This window comes from Jatrophihabitans sp. (assembly GCA_036389035.1).
Lineage (GTDB): Bacteria > Actinomycetota > Actinomycetes > Mycobacteriales > Jatrophihabitantaceae > Jatrophihabitans_A.
On sequence record DASVQQ010000011.1, the window covers coordinates 368,647 to 385,576 of the forward strand.

General features: G+C 69.1%; 12 protein-coding genes. 4 read left to right on the forward strand and 8 right to left on the reverse strand.

All coding sequences use genetic code 11. The annotated features are described in order from the left end of the window. The first annotated feature begins 52 nt into the window (after positions 1-52). Positions 53-2,779, forward strand: a complete 2,727-nt coding sequence (gene pepN, locus VF557_09580; protein HEX8080447.1) for an aminopeptidase N — start codon at positions 53-55, stop codon at positions 2,777-2,779. Between the two features lie 803 nt (positions 2,780-3,582). Here pepN and VF557_09585 read toward each other — a convergent pair. The 8 genes from VF557_09585 to VF557_09620 all read right to left on the reverse strand — a co-directional run bounded on the left by VF557_09585 (position 3,583) and on the right by VF557_09620 (position 13,436). Next, a complete protein-coding gene (locus VF557_09585) occupies positions 3,583-5,802 on the reverse strand; it encodes a hypothetical protein (GenBank protein HEX8080448.1) in 2,220 nt (739 codons plus the stop codon). 94 nt (positions 5,803-5,896) lie between these two features. Then, positions 5,897-7,342, reverse strand: coding sequence for a hypothetical protein (locus tag VF557_09590; GenBank protein HEX8080449.1), 1,446 nt, complete (start codon positions 7,340-7,342; stop codon positions 5,897-5,899). Between the two features lie 153 nt (positions 7,343-7,495). Then, positions 7,496-8,761: a class I SAM-dependent methyltransferase gene (locus VF557_09595; protein ID HEX8080450.1), complete on the reverse strand. Its 1,266-nt coding sequence runs from the start codon at positions 8,759-8,761 to the stop codon at positions 7,496-7,498. Further along, complete coding sequence (locus tag VF557_09600) at positions 8,758-10,212, reverse strand: FAD-binding oxidoreductase (protein HEX8080451.1); 1,455 nt, start codon at positions 10,210-10,212, stop codon at positions 8,758-8,760. The genes VF557_09595 and VF557_09600 overlap by 4 nt, the downstream gene beginning before the upstream one ends. 86 nt (positions 10,213-10,298) lie before the next feature. Beyond that, the gene (locus tag VF557_09605) at positions 10,299-10,892 is read right to left on the reverse strand and encodes a DUF5130 family protein (protein ID HEX8080452.1); all 594 of its coding nucleotides are present in this window, start codon (positions 10,890-10,892) and stop codon (positions 10,299-10,301) included. Then, positions 10,882-11,301 carry a hypothetical protein gene (locus VF557_09610; GenBank protein HEX8080453.1) on the reverse strand — a complete coding sequence of 140 codons (420 nt, stop codon included), beginning with the start codon at positions 11,299-11,301 and terminating at the stop codon, positions 10,882-10,884. The genes VF557_09605 and VF557_09610 overlap by 11 nt, the downstream gene beginning before the upstream one ends. 105 nt (positions 11,302-11,406) lie before the next feature. Beyond that, on the reverse strand, positions 11,407-12,843 hold the full coding sequence (locus VF557_09615; protein ID HEX8080454.1) for an amidase: 1,437 nt from the start codon (positions 12,841-12,843) through the stop codon (positions 11,407-11,409). Positions 12,844-12,920: 77 nt separating this feature from the next. Next, positions 12,921-13,436, reverse strand: a complete 516-nt coding sequence (locus VF557_09620; protein HEX8080455.1) for an HNH endonuclease — start codon at positions 13,434-13,436, stop codon at positions 12,921-12,923. 242 nt (positions 13,437-13,678) lie between these two features. On the opposite strand from VF557_09620, the gene VF557_09625 reads away from it, so the two are divergent. The 3 genes from VF557_09625 (at position 13,679) to VF557_09635 (ending at position 16,919) form a co-directional block, all read left to right on the forward strand. Beyond that, positions 13,679-14,635 (forward strand): mechanosensitive ion channel family protein, encoded by a 957-nt coding sequence (locus tag VF557_09625; protein ID HEX8080456.1) that lies wholly within the window; start codon positions 13,679-13,681, stop codon positions 14,633-14,635. Positions 14,636-14,729: 94 nt separating this feature from the next. Next, positions 14,730-15,110, forward strand: coding sequence for a globin (locus VF557_09630; GenBank protein ID HEX8080457.1), 381 nt, complete (start codon positions 14,730-14,732; stop codon positions 15,108-15,110). Between the two features lie 129 nt (positions 15,111-15,239). Further along, positions 15,240-16,919: a glycoside hydrolase family 13 protein gene (locus VF557_09635; GenBank protein HEX8080458.1), complete on the forward strand. Its 1,680-nt coding sequence runs from the start codon at positions 15,240-15,242 to the stop codon at positions 16,917-16,919. Positions 16,920-16,930: the final 11 nt, after the last annotated feature.

Sequence of the window (16,930 nt, forward strand, 5' to 3'; positions counted from 1 at the left end):
GAGGGCGTTATCACGCTCTTTCGCCTAACACCTCTCCAAGGAGCGGCATTCCGTGCCCAGTGTGCGCCCCGGGGACACCAGCGAGCTCGCCGGTGTCACCGACAGCTTCGACAGGAACTACCGGATCGACGCCAACACGGTCGCGATGCCCAACCTGACACGCCAGGACGCCCGACACCGCGCCGAGTCGCTGCGGGTGGACAGCTACGACGTGCGGCTTGACCTGACCGGTCCCGACGGCGGGCCCAGCGAGCGCATCTTCCGCTGCCGCACCACCATCACCTTCACCGCCAAGCGGCCGGGAACCTCCACCTTTCTGGACGTGATCGCCGAGCGCTTTCACGAGGTCAGCCTGAACGGCCGGCCGGTCGACGTCAGCTGCTACGAGCCGGCCGAAGGGATCGTGCTGGCCGACCTGTCCGAGCACAACGTGGTGGTGGTCGACGCCGACCTGCTCTACACCACCAACGGCCAGGGCCTGCACCGGTTCGTCGACCCGATCGACGACGAGGTCTACCTCTACACCCAGTTCGAGACCACCGACTCCAAGCGGATGTTCGCCTGCTTCGACCAGCCGGACCTCAAGGCCACCTTCACCCTGCACGTCACCGCCCCGGCGCACTGGAAGTTGATGTCCAACGGGGCGGTGACCGAGGTCGAGGACGCGGGCAATGAGCACAGCGACACCAGGACGACCCACTTCGCCACCACGCCGCGGCTGAGCACCTACATCACCGCACTGGTCGCGGGTCCGTACTTCGAGGCCACCGATCACCATGACGGCATCGACCTGGGGCTGTACTGCCGCGGCTCGCTGGCCGAGCACTTCGATCCCGACGAGCTTTTCACGATCACCAAGCAGGGCTTCGACTGGTACCACCAGAACTTCGGCCACCGCTACGCCTTCGGCAAGTACGACCAGGTCTTCGTCCCGGAGTTCAACTCAGGGGCGATGGAGAACGCCGCGTGCGTGACGCTGGTAGAGGACTACGTCTTCACCAGCCGGGTCACCGACGTGCGCAAGGAACGCCGGGCCACCACCGTCCTGCACGAGATGGCCCACATGTGGTTCGGCAACCTGGTCACCATGCGGTGGTTCGAGGACCTCTGGCTGAACGAGTCCTTCGCCGAATGGGCCGCGGTCATCGCCCAGTCCCAGGCGACCGAGTGGACCGACTCCTGGACCACCTTCGCCAACGCCGAGAAGACCTGGGCCTACCGGCAGGACCAGTACCCCTCCACCCATCCGGTCGCCTGCGAGATACCCGACGCCGAGGCCGTCGAGGTCAACTTCGACGGCATCACCTACGCCAAGGGCGCCAGCGTCCTCAAGCAACTGGTGGCCTACGTCGGGCTGCCGCAGTTCCTGGCCGGGGTCAGGCAGTACTTCACCGACCACGCCTATGGCAACACCACCCTGACCGACCTGCTCGACGCGCTGAACGCGAGCTCGGGCCGCGAGCTGTCCGGTTGGGCCAAGCTCTGGGTCGAGACCAGCGGCATCAGCACCCTGTCGGCCGAGTACGAGGTGGACTCCGACGGCAGGTTCAGCTCGTTCGCGGTGCTGCAGGACGCCCCGCGTGACATTTCGCCCGACAACACCTTGCGCCCGCACCGGCTGGGCATCGGGCTCTACAACTACGACGAGGCCGGCAAGCTGCTGCGCACCCACCGGGTGGAGGTCGATGTCGACGGCGACCGGACCGAGATCGCCGAGCTGATCGGCCAGCACCGGCCCGACCTGGTGCTGCTCAACGACGACGACCTCACCTACTGCAAGCTGCGGCTGGACGAGCACAGCCTGCACACGCTGCGCAACGGCGGGCTGGCCGCGTTGCAGGACTCGCTGGCCCGCACGCTGTGCTGGTCGGCGGCCTGGGAGATGGTGCGTGACTCGCAACTGGCCATCCGGCACTACCTGGAACTGGTGATCTCGGCCGCCGGCAGCGAGTCGGTGGTCGGCGTGGTGCAGGCGGTCAACAAGCACCTGCTGCAGGGCCTGGAGATGTACGCCGACCCGGAGTGGGCCCTCGGCGCCCGGGCCCGCTTCGCCGACCTGGCGATCGCCAACGCCCGCGCGGCCGTGCCGGGCTCGGACCACCAGCTGGCCTGGGTGCAGGACCTGCTCACTTGCGCCGGCACCGACGAGCAGCTGGACTTCGTGGCCGGGCTGCTCTCGGGCGAGCAGCAACTGCAGGGCCTGACGGTGGACACCGAGCTGCGCTGGCTGATGCTGCGCGCCCTGGTGGCAGGCGGGCGGGCCGGCGAGGCCGAGATCGCGGCCGCCGCGGCCGATGACCCGTCGGCGGCCGGCGCCCGGGAGGCGGCGACCGCCCGGGCCCGGATCCCCACCGCCGAGGCCAAGGCCGCGGCCTGGCCGCTGGCCACCCAGGACTCGACGCTGAGCACCGCGGTGATGAAGGCGGTGCGGATCGGATTCCGCGATCCGTGGCAGCCCGAGCTGCTGGCGCCCTACACGGCCAGGTTCTTCGAGGAGGCGGCCGGAATCTGGGACCGCCACACCGCCGAGACCGCCAAGGGCATCATCATCGGGCTCTTCCCGTCCTGGTCCAGCGCCATCGACGAGCAGACGGTGCGGCTGGCCGATGAGTTCCTGGCCGACACCAGCCGGCCCGGCGCCCTGCGGCGGCTGATCAGCGAGGGCCGCTCCGAGGTCGTCCGGGCACTGCGCGCCCGCGCGGTCGACACCGCCGCCGGTCGCGAGGCCTTGGAAGACGACACCCTGTCGGACTGCGCCGTATGCCGGAGCGACGGCTGAGCTAACGCCTGGCCAGGCTTACGCCGCGCTCACGCGTTCGAGGAGGTCGACCGGAGGAGGGCCAGCCCCAAGCGCTGGAGAGTCTGCATTGCTTGGAAGCTCTACCTCGCAGCGAGCAAACCTGCTTGCCCGAAAGACCGAAGCGGCTAGGGGTTTCACCTCAGCCGGTTTCTAGTTTCAGGACCTAGACTGCGCGAAGGCATCCTTCGAGTCCCCGGGTTCGGTCGCTGGGCTCAGATCGCGTGCTGCGGTCGCACGGGATGGTGTCAGACGCCACCTGCCCCCCTCCGACCGCAAGGCGACGACCCTTCCGCTCTCCAGCTGCGGATCGGCTTCGTCGAACCACCGAACCTCGGACGGGTCCCACAGCCGGCTGCCCACCTGCACTACCTCGTGATAGACGAGCACGCGTCCTATCCACGTCAGCGGGGCTCCAGCTACACGCCACATTTCGTGCCAGTGCTCCCGGTGCAGCGGCGCCGGTAATATTGCAGCAGACACACGGGAGTGGGGCACGCCAGCCGCGTCCATTAACAGCGAGGCCACGAACGCGTGGACGCCGCAATCTCCGACCGGCCCGTCGGCCGTCAGGAGCTCGCACCACGTGACGGGCCACGCCAGCGGGCTCCATGGCAACACCTCAGGGACAGCTGCCAGGCGAGCTCCTGTGCCGCGCCGACGCAGGAGCTCCGACAAGATGGCTCGCCGGGCCGCGACACAGCACTCGCGATCGTGGCTGGCCACCAGCGAGGTCGGCAACGCGTCGAACTGTTGCAGGTCGCCGGCCCAGTGCGGCGGCATGATCACGACGATCGCCCCCGGCCGAAGGCGTAGGCCATCGACGTGTCGTAACCGCCGGCCCGGCCGATGGCAAGTTGACTACCCGTAGCCACCGCCGACAGGTCCAGCCCCTTTGCCACGATGTCCTCCTCCATGCAGGAACGGCCGAGGATCAACTGGTTCCCCGGCCCGACCGGGTGCCAGCACGCCGCCACCTCGTCCCAGGCGGCCACCGGATGGGGCCATGCCGGCGCCTCCGGGAGCTCGGCGATCGAGGCGTCGACGATGACATGCCCGTCGTCTCGCACGAGCAGAACCGTGGTGAGAACAGTTCCGGCACCTTCGACCAGCATCCGGCCGGGCTCGACCACCAGCCTGGTGTGCGCATCGAGAAAACCGGCAAGGCGTCGGCGGAGCTCGGTCACGGCGATCCCGTATTGCCGCAGATCCCGCGCCCGCCAGCCACCGCCCACGTCGAGCAGGGCCGGTGCGGTGCCTAGCCGTTCGGCGAAATGGGCGGCGACCTCCAACGACGAGGTCGCGGTCTCGATCCAGCGTTCGGTTCCGATGCTTGCCTGGGAGTGATGGAACGACAGACCCCAGTGCGAGCCCAGCCGGTGGCAGATCTCTGCGATCAACGGGACCGCCTCCGCGAGACTGTCGCTGTCGTCGAAGGTTTCGCCGAAGCGGCTGTCGAGTGCCGAACTCGTGGCACGGATGCCGAAGACTCCCGCTTTCACCTGGATGCGACCCGACCGCAGTTGGTCCAGCAGGATGCGCAACTCGGGCACGGAGTCGGCAAAGACAGCGGCGCAGGCGTACTCGTTCCGGGCCGGCCACCACTTTGCCGGGCCGTTCAGCACGATGTCCGACGAGCCGAACCCGGCAGCGACGGCGAGGTCGTACTCGTCCCCAGTGATCACATCGACCCACAATCCGAGCCGGTGCGCAAGTTCGAGCAGGCGCGGGTCCGGGTTCGTCTTGGTGCTGAGTGCGATCTGCGTCGGGGCCGCGGGGGGCAGTGCAGCCCGGAGTCGGTCCACCTGCGTCTCGACGAACTCCAGGTCGAGATGGCGTACGGGCGTCGGCACAGCGTGCTCGGGCTTCAGTCGCCCCAATGTCGTCGCGAAGTCCTCGGAGAAGGTGTACCAGGTCCTCGCGTCGTGCTTCCGTTGCGGGGGCACACCCCTCCGTCGTGACAGCAGCGGCATCCCGCTTGGGTGCTTACCGATAGAAGTGGAGTTGTCGTCCGACTTCCACTGTTGGGCTGCCATCGGGAGAGCCGGCTGCTGGGCTATCTCGTGAACGACCCGGACGAAGGCGGAGGCCTGCGAGCCGGAGTTCGGCGGAAGATTGACAAGAAGGGCCGGCAGGTTGAAACCACAGAGACTGCTGCCGTGAATCCAGGCCGGAAACCGAGGGTTGACCTCGAGAAGTACATTCCGACCCTCCCAGTCGACGATCATCTCCATTTCGCCGCCGCCATTCCAGGAAGTCGCGGTGACGAAGGCGTCGAGCCGGCTCGCCAACTCCTCCGGTACGGGGCGCACCGCGCCGGCCCAGGTCTTGCCGCTCTCGGTGGTGTCGAGCTTGATCATGAGGGCCGCTCCACGCAGCCGACCGGAACGAGCGGCGAAAGCCAGCGCCAGTTCTTGGCCGGCAACATGCTCCTCCGCATGCCACCCCCTGCCCCACCGGGTCTGCACCGAGCGCGCGTGGGACAGGGCCTCTCTGAGGTCGTGCACGTGCTTGGCCTCGTAATTGGGGCCCTTCACCCAGACGTCATAGCCATGCGTGTGCAGGAATTCTTCGAAGGCCTCCGGATCCGGATCGTGCACCGCTGCCGGCGTCGTGAGCCCCATCATCCGCGCCGCCTCTACTGGGGGCTTGCGACACAGGTCGAGGGCACATGCCAGCGGGGACAAGACGCGCTCCGGCGACCACTGCAACGACCCTAGCAACTCGACTTCCAAGTCGAGGCTCGGCACGAAGACCCCCTCGTCGCCGACCAGGGCCAGGATCTGCTCGAGCCAGATGGTGGTGTCGAGCTCACTCCACGAGGGAAGGTAGACCCGGTCGTCAAAGACATCTGAATGCAAGCCGGAGGACCGCGGACTGTAGTCGACAGCCGTCAGTTTTATCCCAGGATCGGCTAGGCGCAGCGATCGCGCGATGCCGAGGCCGGACGACGGATTTGGCCCGCTGTGGACCCCGGACACGACGACGTGCCTGGGATCGGTCATGAGTACGGCGCCGCCTGCCTGAAGTTCAAGGCCGCGCCGTGATGTCGGCGACCTGGTTGGCTACGGCCGCCCCCGCGGGTCACGAGTTGCCGCTTCATGACTGCTGTGCGGACTGCCCGGGATGCTGTGTGGTGTCACGCACCGTGACCAGCACGACGTCATGACGGAACAGAAGCATGTTGAGCTGGTCGTTCTTGTCGCGCCTCCCCTTCATCTTCGTTATGGTTCCTTTATTGTCGCCCAACGTCTTCTGGTCGCTGCTGACGTCCCGCCACGAAGCCACCGACGTGGCGCGGGTCTCTATGTAAGGATCGTCCGACACTGCCTCGAAGGTCCACTCTCCGGAGCAGGTGTCGCTGGCGAAGAAGTAGAGCGCGGGCAGATCGAAGCAGTGGGGGATGTTGCGGAAGGTCACCTCGATGACATCCCAGTCCTGGCCCAGGTCCACGCTCTCGTACTCGATGGCCACGATCTGGTCCCCGTCGTCCTGCGGAGCCTCATCGTCCTGCAGTTCCTCGCCATCCTTGGATTTGAGATTCAACTTCACCGGGTCGGGCGCCGACCGCTTGTCGTCCCGCCAGGCACGCACCCAGATCTCGCAGCCACCGGCGAACTGGTCCCAGTCACTCTTTTTCTTCAAGACCGGCGAGAGAGTGATGTGCCAAGGCTTGCTGTAGGGATCGGCATTGCCGGGGTCGGGTTCCTCGCCCTCCTCGCTAATGTCACGCAGCGTGTACGGCTCGAGCATGAATATCTGCTTCTGCCGTTCTTCGCGCAGACCCCGGTACTTGGTCTTGGTGCGGAGGTCATAGAGCCAGTAGTCGGCATCGACGGCGCGACGGACGTCGAGACGGGTGCTGATGCTCGTCGCGATCGCACCGCCGGCCAGCGAGATGTCGTTGAGCGTGCGGGCGGCGAAGGACTCGAGCGTCGCCGGATCGAACTCGCTGTGGAGCGCGACGTCGGTGATGTTGCGAAGCCACTGGGCCGACGGGTCGATGGCAGGCAGTTGCTCGCTGCGCTCGCGCATCAGCTGCAGCCATGCCTCGACGTTCTCGGCATAATGCTGATCGTCGGATCGAAGTCCGGCGTCGAAGAGAGCCTGGTGGATCTGATCGAGGTAGCCCCGGTCGTCGGCGGCGGTCGTGACCATCTCATGCAAGACGCCCTTGGTGTGGCTGTGCTGCAGGGGAGGCACAAGAAGGGGGAAGAACCGCTTGCGTCCCGGTTGGTTGCCAGTTCCCGACTCGGACGAGCGCTGGACCAGCATCCAGGCGGCGCCGATCTCGGTCATGACCCATGGCTTGGTCATGGCGTTGTGTGTTACCAGCGCGATGACTATGGGGACCTGAAGGAGAGCTGCCTCGAGGTCTCCGAGCAGCCCCCGGCCGAGCTCTGGCCCCATGCCGGGCTTGCTGGAGTAAAAGATTTCCTCGTTACGCAGCCCGCAGGCGCCCTTAAGGAACATGTCGACGAACGCATCGGCGAATTCTTTGGCATCGTCGCTGTCATGACTGACGAACACTAGTTTCCCGCTCATGTGGTCATGATAGGGTGCGCTAGGCGGCTTTGTTGCGGGTTGCCGGAAAAGCGGATGCGCATTCAGCCGGACGTTTTCATACCGGCCGAAATGGCAGTTTGCGGGAAGCTCCTCGGGCGCCGACCAGCTTTCTGCCGCTGTGCTACCTGCTGATCAGGAACCCCAGGTCGGGCGCAGCGGGAACATCGCGTTGCCGGACTCGGGGGTCTTGACCGCCAGCACCTGGTGCAGCTGGACGCCGTTGGTCTCGAAGCCCAGCCGCGAGCCGGCCATGTACAGGCCCCAGATCCGGGCGGTGGGCTCGCCGACGTCGGCGACGCAGTCGTCCCAGCTGCGGACCAGGTTCGCGCACCAGTGCTTGAGGGTCAGGGCGTAGTGCTCGCGCAGGTTCTCCTCGTGGCGCACCTCGAAGCCGGCGTTCTGCGCCTCGGTGATGATGCGTCCTGAGCCGGTCAGCTCGCCGTCGGGAAAGACGTAGCGGTCGATGAAGTGGCCGGGCATCGGGTCCTGCTTGTTGTCGGGCCGGGTGATGCAGTGGTTGAGCAGCCGGCCGCCGTCGCGCAGCTTGGACTTGAGGAAGGCGAAGTAGGCCGGGTAGTTGCCGACCCCGACATGCTCCATCAGGCCGATCGAGCTGATGGCGTCGTAGTCGGAGTCCGGGGCGTCGCGGTAGTCCCGGTGCAGGATCCGCACCTTGTCCGACAGCCCGTCGCGCTCGACAGCCGCGGTCCCCCAGCTGGCCTGGGCGCCCGACAGCGTCACGCCCACCACCTGCACGCCGTAATGGCTGGCGGCGTGGCGAGCCATGCCGCCCCAGCCGCAGCCGACGTCGAGCAGCCGCATGCCCGGCTCAAGGCCGAGCTTGCGGGCCACCAGGTCGAACTTCTCCTCCTGCGCCTCCTCCAGGCCGGCGTCCGGCTTGGGGAACACCGCGCAGGTGTAGGCCATCGACGGGCCGAGCACCTTCTCGTAGAACTCGTTCGACACGTCGTAGTGCTTGCCGATCGCCTGGGCGTCCCGGTCACGGGAGTGCCGCATGCCCTCGACCACCCGGCGCCAGCGGGGCAACGCCTCCTGCGCGGGCGGCTCGGGCGGCAGCAGGTTGCGCCAACCCATCTCGCGCAGCAGGATGCGGGCCTCCTGGGCGGTGGGCCGCCGGAACCGCCAGCTGCCCAGGCACTTCAGCGCGTCGTACGGATCGCCCGGGTGCGCGCCGTGCAGCAGCAGGTCGCCCTGCACGTAGGCCCGTGCCAGTCCCAGGTCACCCGGCGCGGTGGCCAGGTAGCGCAGGCCCCGCTCGTTGACCAGTTCCAGGGTGACCGCGGCGTCGGTAGAGCCGAACGAGCTGCCGTCATAGGCCTCGAACCGCAGCGGCGCGCCGTCCACCGCGAGCATCGACACCAGGTCGGCGATCTTCATCTGCGCCCCACCGCTTTCTCATACAGCCCGGTCAACCGGTGGCCGGGATCGTATCGGTCCTTGAGGACGGCATAGACGTCGCCGCCGTACACCGCCTCGAAGCTCTGCCTGTCGTAGTAGGCGTCGGAGTACAGCGACTTGTGCCCGGCGTGCTCGGCGACCGCGGCCTCGATGAGCCGGTTGACGTCGCCGTCGGCCCTGCCCTCGGTGATCGCGACGGTGCCCCAGAAGCCGACGTTGACATAGACCTGGCCGGGTGAGAGCGGGTACAGCGGCCACGGCTTGGCCGGCTCGCGCTGAGCCGAGTCCTGCTGAGCCGAGCCCTGCTGAGCCGAGTCCTGCTGAGCCGAGTCCTGCTGGCGGAGCATCAGCGGGCACAGCCACACCGGCGACATCGCCACCTGCCCGGCGAACCAGCGCAGGAAGTCAGCGGTCCGCTCCAGCGGGATCTCGACGTCCTGCACCACCCGCTCCCGGGGCGGCTGCCGGCGGATCCGGTCGATCCTGCGGGCGAAGGAGAACCGGTGGTCCAGACCGATCAGCCGATGGTAGAAGTCGCTGCGCCGGTACCTGGCCGGCCACAGCCGGCGGATCACCGGGTTCTGCACGCCGAAGGCGCCCGAGCACCAGAACCAGTCGGTGTCCCAGCGCCACAGGTAGTCCGCGACCGTCAGGCAGTCCCGCTCGCGGTTGCGGATGGAGCGGTAGAAGATCTGCTGCCCGGTGTAGTCGCCGGCTGCGTCCACCCCGGCTTCGGCCGGGCTGTCCACCCACCGGCCCAGGCACAGGTAGGCCTCCTCGACGCCGAACATCACCCCGTCGAGAAAGTCGACCCGCTCGCCGGCCCAGTCGCGCTGCTCGGTGATCTGCCCGATCGCCGCGGTCAGCGCCTCGAGGTCTGGAAACCGGACGTGCCGCAATCCGACGAACGGGCGCACCGGGTCGAGTTCGATGAGCAGCCGGACCGCGTAGCCGAGGCTGCCGTAGGAGTTCGGAAAGCCGTGGAACAGGTCCGGGTGCTGGCTGGGGCTGACCGTCAGCAGCTGCCCGGCGCCGGTCAGCACGTCCAGCTCCAGCACCGACTCGTGCGGCAGCCCGTTGCGGAACGAGCTGGACTCGATGCCCAGCCCGGTCACCGCGCCGCCGAGGGTGATCGTCTTGAGTTGCGGCACCACCTTGGGCATCAGGCCGTGCGGCAGGCACTCGGCCACCAGCCGCTCGTAGGTGCACATGCCCTGCACCTCAGCCGTGCGGGCGACCGGGTCGACCGAGAGCACCCCGTCCAGCCCGGACACGTCCAGGCCCGCCGTCGCCTGCTGGGTACGCGGGCGGAACAGGTTCGAGGTGCGCTTGGCCAGCCGTACCTGGGTGCCTTCGGCGATGGCGGCGTACGAGGCGGTGAGCGCGGCGACAGCCTTGGCGTGGGCCCGGTCCGACAGTGTGGAAGTCATCGCCTGTCACCCTATCGAAAATGGTTTAGCTAGCTAAGCATTTTTGGGCCGACCGCCCGCCGCGCGGCTCGTCCGCCGGCCGCTGATCACGTGTTCAGTCCCGGCCCCGCCGCGTCGGCCAACTGGCGCAGGCCGGTCACGATCCCGCCGGTCAGGTCGCCGGTGGCGAACGATCCCCGCATCGCCAGGGCGGCCAAGGCCGCGCTCCGGTTCGGTATCCGGCGGGCCGACTCGCCGCCGGTGACGATCTCGAGCCTGCGCTGCGCCGGTGAGATGGCCACCAGCACCGGCGCGTGGTGCCGGTCGGCCAGCTTGGCGAACATCGCCTCGGCGGTGGCCCGACCGGACTCCCCGAGGTCACCGACGTACACGCTGAACAGCAGGCCGGTCTCGCGCGAGCCGAGTGTCAGGGCCTCGTCGATCCTGGACAGCTGGGCCGGCTTGAACGGGCGGTCCGGGCTGACCAGGCTCGCCCGCCGGGTGGTCATCTCCTTGACCCGGGCGTCCGAGTCGTAGGGGTCGAGCGTCCGCGACTCGGAGCCCTCCGGGGGTCGGGAACCCGGGGAGCCGGGTCGGGCGTCCGGGTCGACTACCCGGGAATCCGCGTCACCGGATCGGGAGTCCGCGTCACCGGACTGCATGCTGGTCGCGCCGGACGTAGCCCGCAGGTCACCACTCACCGCTGGCACCGCCGCTCGCCGTGGCGGGTTCGGCGGCCCGGCCGGTGATCGTCGGGGCCCCACCGGGACGGTGCAACCCGTCCCCGTGAACCCCGACAGCAGGGTGCCCGGCAGTGAGCTGCCCGGCAGTCAGGTGCCCGGGAGTGGGCTGCCCGGCAGTGAGCTGCCCGGAATTGTGGTGTCCGGCAGGGTTCAGCTCGGCATGACCACGATCGTGGGAGCCCATGCTCGACACCGGGCCGGAGTGCTCGGGATGCGGCAGGTACCAGACCGGTTCGTAGGGCCACGGCCCACCGGGCCGGTAGCGCGGCGTGCGCTCGGCCGACCGGGCGTAGACCATCACGGCGACCAGCAGCGTCGCCACGGCCGGGATGGCGACGAAGATCAGTGTCGTCTGAACGATGCTCATACGCGTTCCTCCGCCCTGCCGAGCCCGGCACGACTGCCCGCGCTCATCGACGCACCTTCGATAGTGCCCTCGGCCAAACCCTGTCAGCACACGTTATCGAAGGGGTCAGGCTTTCCATATCGCCGGGTGCCGGTCCGCCCACGGCGCGGCGGCCTCCAGTTGCGCCGACAGCGCCAGCAGGGCAGCCTCGCCGGCCGGCCTGCCGACCAGCATCACCCCGATCGGCAGCCCGTCGGCGCTCCAGTGCAACGGCAGGCTGGCCGCCGGCTGGCCGGTGGCGTTGTAGATCGCGGTGAACGGGGTGAACCGCTTCTGGCGCTCGAAGTCCTCGGCCGGATCGACCGGATCCTCCGCCGTCCCGCAGAACCAGCCGATCGGCCGGGGCGGTGCGGCCAGCGTCGGGGTCAGCACCGCGTCGTACTCCGCGGTCGCCAGCACCGCCTGCCGGCTGAGGATGTTCAGCAGGGTGAGCGCGGCGGAGAACTCGGTCGCGCTGATCCGGGAACCGCGCTCGCGCAGGTGGCGGGTCAACGGCCGCAGCACCGACTCGTGCACGGGCTGCAGCGGAGTGCTGGCCGCCGACACCGTCCACACCGTCTCGAACGCCGGGATCACCTCCTTGGGCATCGGCATCGCGATGTCGATGACCTCGTGGCCGAGGCTTTTCAGCAGCAGGCTGGCGAACTCCCAGGCCGTCCGGCACTCCCGGTCGATCTCGGCGTCGGCGATCGGCGGTTGCAGGTAACGCCCGATCCGCAGCCGGCCAGGCGCCCGGTCACACCACTGCAGAAAGCTCTCACCGGCCGGCAACGGCGGCGCCCAGTGCGGGTCACCGGGCTGCGGGACGGCGGTGGCGTCCAGGAACGCGGCGGCGTCGCGGACCGTGCGGGCCAGCGGCCCGAGCACCGACAGCCCGGTGGTGTCGGCATTGAGCGGGCCGCGCGAGATCCGGCCCCGGGACGGCTTGATGCCGTACAGGCCGGTCACGCTCGCCGGGATCCGGATCGAGCCGCCGCCGTCGGAGCCCTGCGCGATCGGCACGAAGCCGGCCGCGACCGCCGCCGCCGCGCCTCCGGAGGAGCCACCGGCCAGCCGGCTGGTGTCCCATGGGGTGCGGGCCGGCGGCCCGAGGTCGGTTTCGGTATAGCAGGGCAGCCCGAACTCCGGCGTGGCGGTCTTGCCCAGGCTGATGGTGCCGGCCTGGCGCAGCAGCGTCACCACGTGGTCATCGACACTGGGCACGTGCTCGCGAAAGGCCCGCGAACCCAGCATGGTGCGGACTCCGGCGGTCAGGTTCACATCCTTGATGGCGGTGGGCACCCCGTGCAACGGCGGCAACTGCCCGCCCGCGAGCACCTGCGCGTCGGCCTGCCTGGCCTGCTCGCGGGCGGCGGCGTCGGTGACCGTGGTGAACGCGCCGATCTGGCCGTCCAGCCGCTGGATCCGGTCGAGGTAGTGGGCTGTCAACTCCGACGGGCTGACCTGCCGGCCGCGGATCGCGGCGGCCGCTTCCAGGGCGCTCAGGTCATGCAGTTGGGCCATCCAGGCAGGCTAGCCGCTGGTGGGCCGGCTGCTCACTTCAGTCGGGACGGGTTGGCTCGCGGTCAGACCGGGCAGCCTCAACTGGCTACCCGGTCGCCTCCGCCCCAGGCGTCCAGGTAGGGCTCCCAGGCCGGCTCGCGGACATAGCCGACCGCGAAACCGACATAGCCCGCCGGCTCCTTGGGAGTGAACGACAGGCTCCAGCCAAGCTCGGCCAGCAACCGATCGGCCTTGCGGTGGTTGCAGGTGGCGCAGGCCGCGACGACGTTGACCCATTCGTGCTTGCCGCCCCGGCTGCGCGGCACCACGTGGTCGATGGTGTCGGCGCGGCGCTGGCAGTAGGCGCACCGCACGCTGTCGCGGTGCATGACCGCCCGACGGGTGAGTGGCACCCGGCTGCGGTAGGGCACCCGGACGAAGCGGCTCAGCCGGACCACCGTCGGAGCCTCGATCACCAGCCGGGCCGAGTGCAGCACGGCGCCGGCGGATTCCACGATCACTGCCTTCTCGGCCAGCACCAGCAGGACGGCCCGCCGCAACGGCACCACGCAGAGCGGCTCGTAGGTGGCGTTGAGAACCAGCGCTCCGCTCATTCGCCGAGCCTCACCGGTGACACCACGGCACCGCGCAGCGGCGCGTCGCACCATGCTGAGCACGACGCGGAGAACGCCAGCGATACCCTCACCGCCCACCACCTCCGGGTGTCGCTGTCCAGTGAACCCGACTAACGCTCTTCGCGCATCCATAAAGATCGATAAGGCAGGGCTGCCAGGACCGCGCCGCCGCCGCCCGGCCTGCGGCCCGCGCGGCGGCGCAGGTGGCAGTCTTAGCGGGCGTGGACCCTTCTGCGAACCCGCTTGCCGGAACTGTGACCGGCCCGCCGGAGCCGGCCGCGCTGCCCGCCTACTGGCATGAGCACGCCGGCCTGCTGATCACCAAACCTCTGCAACTGCTGGCGATCCTGCTGGTGGCGCTGGTGCTGCGAGCGCTGGCGCATCGCTGGATCAACCGGCTCAGCACCGCCACCGCGGCCGGCCGGGTGCCGGCCATCTTGAGCCCGCTGACCGATCGCGCCGGCGTCCTGCCGTTCTGGGAGTCGGCCGGCCTGGTCAGTGAGCGGCGCAAGCAGCGAGCCGACACCATCGCCTCGGTGCTGCGCAGCGCGGTGAGCCTGCTGATCTTCATCACCGCGTTCCTGCTGGTGCTGCAGGTGTTCGAGATCAGCCTGGCGCCGTTCGTGGCCGGCACCTCGCTGGTCGGGGTCGCGCTCGGCTTCGGCGCCCAGAACATCGTCAAGGACTTCCTGGCGGGCATGTTCATGATGCTCGAGGACCAGTACGGCGTCGGCGACGTCATCGACGTCAAGGAGGCCACCGGCACCGTGGAGGCCGTCGGGCTGCGCACCACCCGGCTGCGCGACGTCGAGGGGGTGGCCTGGTACGTGCGCAACGGCGAGATCATCCGGGTCGGCAACATGTCCCAGCAGTACGCCCAGGTGGTGCTCGACGTCCCGGTCGGGATCGGGCAGGACGTGCCGGCCGCGCTGGCGGTGATCGCCGAGGCCGGCGCGGAACTGTACGCCGACGAGCGGTGGCTGCCGAGCCTGCTGGCCGAGCCGGAGGTGCTGGGCATCGAGCAGCTCGGCCGGGACCAGACGGTGCTGCGCCTGGTGGCCCGGGTCAAACCGCTGGAGCAGTGGCGGGTCGCCCGGGAGTTGCGGGCCAGGATCCGGTCCAAGCTCGACAACGCCGGTGTGGGTCACGCCCTGGCCGGTCCTGACCAACCCGAGTGAGGACGCTGCTCACACTGCCGCTGCCCGTCCGGGCGCCGCCGGTGAGGGACAATGGACGGGTGACACAGGGTGACAGGCGGACAGGGGTCGTGCGGTGGTGAGCCCGGACTTCTTCGAGCGGGCCGGCGGCGAGCAGACGTTCCGGTTGCTGGTGCAGCGGTTCTACGCCGGGGTGGCGATGGACCCGTTGCTGCGTCCGCTGTACCCCGAGGATGAGCTGGAACCGGCTGCCGACCGGCTGGCGTTGTTCCTGATCCAGTACTGGGGTGGCCCCAACACCTACTCCCAGACCCGTGGTCATCCCCGGCTGCGGATGCGGCACGTCCCGTTCGTGATCGGAACGGCCGAACGCGACGCCTGGCTGCGGCACATGCGCGACGCGCTGGACTCGCTGGACCTGCCCGAGGACGTGGCCGGCCCGATCTGGGAGTACCTGACGATGGCCGCCGAATCGATGCGCAACTCGCTGACCTGAGCCCGGGCCGGGCGGCTTGACTCGGTTTCCGCACAGCTACACAATGGACTGGAAAGGCTTACAGTCCCTCGACTTTCGATTGCCGTGCCTGGCTTCGTCCACGCCGGCCACGCTCCCCGGGAGGAACGCGTGCCCGACACTCCCCTTGAGAACCCTGAGCCGGCTACCGGCTCCGCGGCCCGCACGCTCGCCATCAGCGACCTCACCGTCCCCGCCGAGCACGTGTTCGTCAGCGGCGAGGGCGCGCCCTACCTCAGCGGCGCGGACTGGTGGCGCAGCGCGGTGTTCTACCAGATCTATCCCAAGAGCTTCGCCGACGGCAACGGCGACGGCGTCGGGGACCTGATCGGCATCCGCGAACGGCTCGATCACCTGCAGCAGCTCGGCGTCGACGCGATCTGGCTCAGCCCGTTCTACAAGTCCCCGATGGCCGACGGCGGCTACGACGTGGCCGACCCGACCGACGTGGACCCGATGTTCGGCACCCTCGATGACTTCGACGCGCTGCTGGCCGCCGCGCACGAGCGCGACATCAAGGTCACCGTCGACATCGTGCCCAATCACTTCTCCGACCAGCACCCGTGGTTCCAGCAGGCCCTGGCCGCCGGCCCCGGCTCGCCGGAGCGGGCCCGGTTCATCTTTCGCGACGGCAAGGGCCCGGACGGCTCCCAGCCGCCCAACAACTGGCCGGCGATCTTCGGCGGCCCGGCCTGGAACCGGGTGCCCGACGGGCAGTGGTACTTGCACCTGTTCGCCCCCGAACAGCCTGACCTGAACTGGGACAACCCCGAGGTGAGCGCGGAGTTCGAGCGGATCCTGCGGTTCTGGATGGACCGCGGGGTGGACGGCTTCCGGGTAGACGTCGCGCACTCGATGGCCAAGCCGCCAGGCCTGCCCGACATGGACCTGACCGACTACACCGGCCCGCTCACCCAGCTTGAGGATGACCTGCGCTTCGACCAGGACGGGGTGCACGAGTGCCTGCGGCTGTTCCGCCGGGTGATGGATGACTACCCGCACCGGATGGCGGTGGGCGAGGCCTGGGTGCCTGATGACGTCCGGCTGGCCCGCTACGTCCGTCCGGACGAGCTGCACCTGACCTTCAACTTCCGCCTCATCGAGGCGCCCTGGTCGGCCAAGGACTTCACCGAGGCGATCGACGGCTCGCTCAAGGCGATGGCGGAGGTCGGCGCGCCCTGCACCTGGGTGCTGTCCAATCACGACGTGGTGCGACACACCACCCGCTACGGCGGCGGGGCGCTGGGCCAGGCCCGCGGCCGGGCCGCCGCGCTGATCTCGCTGTCGCTGCCCGGGGCCACCTACCTTTACAACGGCGACGAGCTCGGCCTGGAGAACGTCGAGCTTCCGGACGAGGTGCTGCAGGACCCGACCTGGAAGCGCAGCGGCTACACCGACCGGGGCCGCGACGGCGAGCGGGTGCCGCTGCCGTGGGCCGGTGACGAGCCGCCGTTCGGTTTCAGCACTTCCTCCGCCACCTGGCTTCCGATGCCCGCCGAATGGGGCCCCTTCACGGTCGAGGCCCAGCTGCAGGACCCCCAGTCCACCCTGTGGCTGTACCGGCGGGCGCTGCAGGCGCGTCGCGAGCTCAGCGAGCTGCACGGCTCGTCCTTCGCCTGGCTCCAGGCGCCCGAGGGCTGCCTGGCCTACCGGCGTGGGCCGAACCTGGTGGTGGCCCTCAACGCCGGCGAGGCGCCGGTCGAGCTGCCGCCGGGTGAGATCCTGCTGTCCTCCTCGCTCATCGAGGGCGACAAGCTGCCGGCTAACACCGCGGTGTGGCTGCGGGTCTGAGCCCGGTAGCG